Genomic DNA, 5863 nt, shown 5'->3' on the forward strand with positions numbered 1-5863 from the left:
TTGCTGGAGCCTGGGTGCTGGTGGCTACTTGCTGGTGGCGGGGTTGACCTCGGCCTTGGGGATGGCCACGCTGCCCACGCCCCACTGGTCCAGGATCTTCTTGTAGTCCCCGTTGGCGATCAGCTTGTTCATGGCCGCGGCCGTCACCTTGGCCAGCGGCATGTCGTCCAGGGCCACGGCAATGCCCACAGGGGAGGCCCCGTACTGCGGCCCGAGCGTCTGGATGGCATCCTTGCTCTGGGTGATGGCGTAGCCGACGGTGATGGACCCGGCGGCCATGGCGTCGGCACTGCCGTTGATCACGCGGGTGGTGACGTCTGTCTGGTTCTTCAGGCTTACGACCTTGATGGCGGGCTTTCCGGTGTCGGTGCACGCCTTGTTGCGGGTGGAGATGTCGGGGGATTCCTGGAAGGTGCCCGTCTGGACGGCAACGGTCTTGCCGCAAATGCCTTCCAGGCTGAACTTCTTGGGGTTGCCCTTTTGCACGGCCCATTGGGTTCCTGCGGCAACATAGCTGACGAAGTTCGCGGCCTTCCGGCGTTCGGCCGTGATGAAGAAGGACGACACGCCAAGGTCGTACTTGGCCCCGAGGGACGGCAGGATCGTGGGGAACTCGGCCGTCTGCACCGTGGTCTTGAGTCCCAGCATGTTGCCGATGGCCTGGGCGAGCTGCACGTCGTAGCCCATGGGTGTCTGCCCGTCCGCACCGCCGAGGAACTCGGCCGGCGCGTAGGAGGTGTCGGCGCCCACCGTGAGGGTGCCCTTGGCCCTGATGGCGGCCGGGACCTGGGCCGCCAGGGCGTTGTCCTTGGTGACGGTGGAGACGTCAAAGGTGCCGGCCGTCGACGTCGGACCCGTCCCGGATCCCTGTGAGGCCGTGGTGCAGCCGGTCAGGGCGAGACCGCCCGCAAGCAGCACGGCGGCCGTGGTGAAGATCCTGGATTTTGCTGTCATGGGGTACTTTGCCGTCCCGTAGTTGGTGGAGCCGGGCCGTACCATCGTTGCCGGCACGACGCGGAGTGTGGTTTTCAACAAGGTTCCATGCAGGCCCCGCGGGCTGTCAAATTCGTCTCGCCCCTCGGTCCCGACGTGCCGGGGCCGCCCTTAGGTGGCAGGATGAACGTGTGGCTGCACCGGGCGGCCGCACTGTGAGGATGGACATGCCAACACTGCTGGAAGAGGCCGAACTGCTGCGCGGGGAGCTCATCGGCTTCCGCCACGAACTGCACCGGGTGCCCGAAGTGGGGCTGCACCTGCCGCGCACGCAGGCACTGGTGCTGGAACGCCTTGGCGGGCTGGACGGGCTGGAAATCACGCCGGGAACCCGCCAAAGCTCCGTGACGGTGGTGCTGCGCGGCGGCAGGGACAACCCCCTGGGCGGCGGGCGCCAGGTGGTGCTGCTGCGCGGGGACATGGACGCGCTGCCGGTCACCGAGGCCACCGGGCTGGACTTCAGCTCCACCCTTGACGGCACGATGCACGCCTGCGGACACGATGTCCACATGGCCGGCCTCTATGGCGCCCTGCGGCTGCTGCACGCGCGCCGGGACGAACTGGCCGTGGACGTCGTCTTCATGTTCCAGCCGGGCGAGGAGACGTACGACGGCGCCCGCTTCATGGTCCAGGACGGCGTGCTGGAGGCCGCCGGCCGGCGCGTGGATGCGGCGTTTGGGCTCCACGTTTTTTCCGCCGAATATGAAAACGGGGTCTTTTACTCCCGGCCCGGCCCGCTCATGGCCGGCTGCGACGAACTGTTCGTCACCGTCCGCGGCGAGGGCGGCCATGGCTCCACCCCGCACCTGACGCGCGATCCCGTGCCCGTGGCCTGCGAGATGGTCCTGGCCATGCAGACGCTCGTCACCCGCCACTTCAACGTCTTCGACCCCGTCGTCGCCACCATCGGCAAACTCGTCTCCGGCACTGCGGGAAACGTCATCCCGGACACCGCCACGTTCGACGTGACGCTGCGGACGTTTTCCCCCGGCCACAAGGAGCGGCTGTGCTCCGAACTCCAGCGCCTGTTCCGCGGCATCGCCGAAGGGCACGGGCTCACTGTGGAGGTTGAGGTGGCCCCGGACTACCCTGTGACCGTCAACGACCCCGCCGAATACGCCTACGCCGCAGGCGTGCTCACCGACGTGTTCGGCGACGGCGCGTTCCGGGAAATGGAATTCCCCGTGCCCGGCTCGGAAGATTTCTCCCACGTGCTGCGCGAGGTGCCGGGCGCCTTTATCATGCTGGGGGCAACGACGGCGGACTCACCGGCAGAGGGGGCCAGCAACCACTCCCCGCGCGCCGCCTTTGACGACGCCGTGGTCCCCAAGGCTGCGGCGGCCCTGGCCGAACTGGCCTTCCGCCGCGCCCACCACTGCTAGGCACAGCCAGGCGCACGGCGCTGTACAGCCAGGCGCACGGCGCTGCGGCCCGGCGCCAAAGGTTCTGGGCCGCATGTGCTAAAAAAGAGTATGCCCAAAATTGTTGACGCGGACGACCGCCGCGAACTCGTTGCCGACGCCGTCTTTGAAGTCATCAACCGGCAGGGGCTGGCCCAGGCCTCGCTGCGCACCGTGGCGGAGCAGGCCGGCCTGGCCCTGGGGTCCGTGCGCCACTACTTTGCCAACCAGGCCGAACTCATGGAGTTCGCCTTCCGCGTCAATTCAGAGCGAGTCCACATGCGGGCGCTGGACCGCCTGGAGGACCTGGAAGGGTTTGCACTGCCCCGGGATGCGTCCACGCTGGTGGAAAAGTGCGCCGTGGTGCTGGAGGCGCTCCTGCCGCTGGATGCCCACGCCGGCGCCGAGGCCGTGGTCCGCATCGAGTTCATGCTCGCGGCCCGCACCGACGGCGGGCTGCAGGACGCAGCCCGGGACGACTACCGTGCCACGGGTGCCGTGGTGGGGCGCGTGGTGATGCAGCTGCTCGAGAGCGGGCTGGTGGCCGGAAACCCCGAACCGGTGGACGAGGCCGAGCGCCTGATTGCCGTGCTGGACGGACTGGGCCTGCGCATGGTCCTCCAGCCGGGCTGGTCCGGGCCGGAGCAGGGCAGCGCCACGCTGCGCCGGCACCTGCACTCCCTGCTGGCCGCGTAGCCCGCACGCGCCGCCGGCCAGGCTGCAGCCCCGGCGGGGCCGCACAACAAACCGCACCGTCCCACTGCCGTTGCCTCCCCGCGAAGCGTAATCTGGACCCATGGGAGTGCCGTGGCAGGGCCATCGGCACATGGAGGCGAGAATTATGCATCATACTGGCGGTCCCGGCTGGCGCATCACCATGGATACCTGCGGGCCCATGCTCATTGCACTGTACATTCGCGACGTGGCGGGACTGGCCGGCGCCGGCCAGCCTGCGCTTTCCCACGTGGCCCCGCAGGTCAGGCCGGCAGACCCCAGCCAGCTGACCGCACACGTGGGCGGGCTGGACGCGCTGCGGGACCAGTGGGAGCACTGGTGGGGCCGTCTGATGGCCGTCCACCCGGCGATGGAGCCGCCGCTGAACCCGCCGAACTTTGGCGACTTTGCCGGGATGCCCGCGCTCCAGCGCGTGCTGCAGGCACACTTTGGTGCCGCACTGACCTGGTCGCGGGAGCAAATCAGCGCCTATCAGCTGCTGGCTGCAGAGCGTGAGACCCTCGGCGGGCACAAGGTGCTTGCGGACCTGGTGCAGAACCGTGAAATGGAGCTGGGACGCAGCGCCCGGGACTTCACGCTGACCATCGTGGAAATGCCGCTGGCGGAGCAGCGGGCCTGGTTCATTGAGCCGGACCGGCTGATCATGAGCCAGCACCTGCTGGACGACCAACAGAATTTTCTCAGCTACGTCCAGCCCGTCGTGGAGCTGCTCGTCTAGCCCTGGCCCGGCGGGGCCAGGACAATCTCCACGCTGCCCGCCGGTGCCGTGCCGGCGGCGGCCTGCCACCCGGCGTTGTTGCCGGTCTTCTTGTCATTGTTGGCACGGGTCCACTGGCGGCCCGCATAGGCAACCTGCGTGATGCCGTCCTGGTGGGCATTGGCCACCGCCCACTGCGCCACTGCCCAGCCCGTTGCGCCGGTGGCCGGCACCAAGAGGGCGGGCGTGCCGCCGTCGGACGTGGCTGAGGAGGGGAGCGGGCCAAACACCGCGTGCAGCCCGGCCACCACCGCGGCCGGCGTGGCAGCCGTGGAGGCAGGGGGAAGGGTGCAACTGAGCGCCTCGGCCGACTGGCCCGTCAGGGCGGAGGCAAACGCGCGCGCGAGGTCCTCGTGCTGGGCATAGGCCTGGGGGAACGCGGAACGCTGGACGATCTGGGCGGCGTCGTTCAGGGGCATGTCCACATAGCCGGGCACCTTGTCCAGCGAGTTGTAGAAGGCCGACGCGGCGTACACCGGGTTCATGATCTCCGCGGCGGTGCCCCACTCCTGCGACGGGCGCTGCTGGAACAATCCGAGCGAGTCCATGTCGCCGTAGGCAATGTTGCGCAGCTTGGATTCCTGGAGCGCCGTGGCCACGGCGATCGAGGCGGCCCGGGCCGGCATGCCGCGCCGGACGGACAAGGCACTGATCAGCGCGGCGTTTTCCGTCTGGTCCACGGCCAGCGAGTACGACTGGCTGCCCGCGGTGGCCGTGCAGCCGATGGCCAGTGGCGGGGCCAGGGCGTCGCGGAAGTAGTTGGCCACCCAGAAGCCGCCGGCGACGAGCAGGCCCGCCACCAGTGCCGTCACGGCCAGCCAGGCCAGGGCGGCGCGGCCGCGTTTCCGGCTCACGGCCGCGCCCCCGGCGTGTTGAGGGGAAGCAAGCTTCCCTAGTTGCTGTGCAGGGCGTCGTTGAGCTCCACGGAGGAGCCCTGGCGGGGCAGCACTTCAACCTCGCCGGAACTGGAATTGCGGCGGAACAGCAGGTTGGGCTTGCCGGAAAGCTCGCTGGCCTTCACGATGATCGTGGTGTCCTCGCCGTCGTCGTTCTTCGGCTGCACGACGCGCACCCGGGTGCCGGCCGTGACGTACAGGCCCGCCTCCACGACGGAGTCGTCGCCGATGCTGATGCCGACGCCGGAGTTGGCGCCCAGGAGCACGCGCTCGCCCAGCACCACCCGCTCCTTGCCGCCGCCGGAGAGCGTACCCATGATGGACGCGCCGCCACCGACGTCGGTGCCGTCACCCACCACCACTCCGGCGGAAATGCGGCCTTCCACCATGGCGGTGCCCAGGGTGCCGGCGTTGTAGTTGACGAAGCCTTCATGCATGACCGTGGTGCCGTCGGCCAGGTGGGCGCCAAGGCGGACCCGGTCGGCGTCGGCGATCCGCACCCCGGAGGGGAGGACGTAGTCCACCATGCGCGGGAACTTGTCCACGGAGTAGACGGTGACCACGCCGCGGCGGCGCAGCCGGGCGCGCGTGAGCTCGAAGCCGTCCACGGGGGCCGGGCCGAAGTTGGTCCAGACAACGTTGTTGAGCTTGCCGAAGATGCCGTCCAGGTTGATGCTGTTCGGCTTGACCAGGCGGTGTGAGAGCAGGTGCAGGCGCAGGTAGGCGTCCACGGCGTCGGCGGGGGCCTCGTCCAGGTTGATCTGGGCGAACACGACGGTCGGGGTGACACCGCGGTCGTCGTCGCGTCCGGGCACGGCCAGCGAGGTCAGCTCGGGGCTCGCCTCGCGGGTGGCGCCCAGGGTGTTGACGGAGGCGCCGAGTTCCGGGCTGGGGAACCAGACATCGAGGACGGACTCGTCGTCGGCGATGGAAGCCAGGCCGAATCCGTGGGCGGTGCGTTCTGCGGAGGTTGCTGGGGTCTGCGTCATGGAAGAAGTCTATCGACCCCGGGGGTGCCTTCGAAAATGCCTGCCGCAAACGAAAGGCGGGCCGTCCCCGGGTCGATGGTTGGGGTTTGTTGT

Annotated in this window: 6 protein-coding genes; 3 read left to right on the forward strand and 3 right to left on the reverse strand. The window is 69.0% G+C overall.

Translation table 11 applies throughout. The features are described from left to right. Positions 1 to 24: 24 nt before the first annotated feature. Positions 25 to 1032, reverse strand: a complete 1008-nt coding sequence (locus G6035_RS19075) for an ABC transporter substrate-binding protein (protein WP_256128135.1) — start codon at positions 1030 to 1032, stop codon at positions 25 to 27. A 128-nt stretch (positions 1033 to 1160) separates the two neighbouring features. Between G6035_RS19075 and G6035_RS19080 the strand changes: the two genes are divergently transcribed. From G6035_RS19080 to G6035_RS19090, 3 genes are all read left to right on the forward strand, one after another. Next, positions 1161 to 2375, forward strand: a complete 1215-nt coding sequence (locus G6035_RS19080) for a M20 family metallopeptidase (RefSeq protein ID WP_176618681.1) — start codon at positions 1161 to 1163, stop codon at positions 2373 to 2375. A 90-nt stretch (positions 2376 to 2465) separates the two neighbouring features. Next, positions 2466 to 3089 (forward strand): TetR/AcrR family transcriptional regulator, encoded by a 624-nt coding sequence (locus G6035_RS19085; protein WP_176618682.1) that lies wholly within the window; start codon positions 2466 to 2468, stop codon positions 3087 to 3089. A gap of 145 nt (positions 3090 to 3234) precedes the next feature. Then, complete coding sequence (locus tag G6035_RS19090) at positions 3235 to 3846, forward strand: hypothetical protein (protein ID WP_176618683.1); 612 nt, start codon at positions 3235 to 3237, stop codon at positions 3844 to 3846. Here the strand turns inward: G6035_RS19090 and G6035_RS19095 are convergent. Both G6035_RS19095 and dapD read right to left on the reverse strand, forming a co-directional pair. Next, entirely contained in the window at positions 3843 to 4739 is an 897-nt protein-coding gene (locus G6035_RS19095) for a hypothetical protein (RefSeq protein WP_176618684.1), read from the reverse strand. The genes G6035_RS19090 and G6035_RS19095 overlap by 4 nt on opposite strands. Positions 4740 to 4777: 38 nt before the next feature. Then, positions 4778 to 5770 (reverse strand): 2,3,4,5-tetrahydropyridine-2,6-dicarboxylate N-succinyltransferase, encoded by a 993-nt coding sequence (gene dapD, locus G6035_RS19100; RefSeq protein ID WP_176618685.1) that lies wholly within the window; start codon positions 5768 to 5770, stop codon positions 4778 to 4780. Positions 5771 to 5863: the final 93 nt, after the last annotated feature.

Origin of the sequence: Arthrobacter sp. SDTb3-6 (assembly GCF_013376095.1) — a bacterium.
Taxonomy (GTDB): Bacteria; Actinomycetota; Actinomycetes; order Actinomycetales; family Micrococcaceae; genus Specibacter.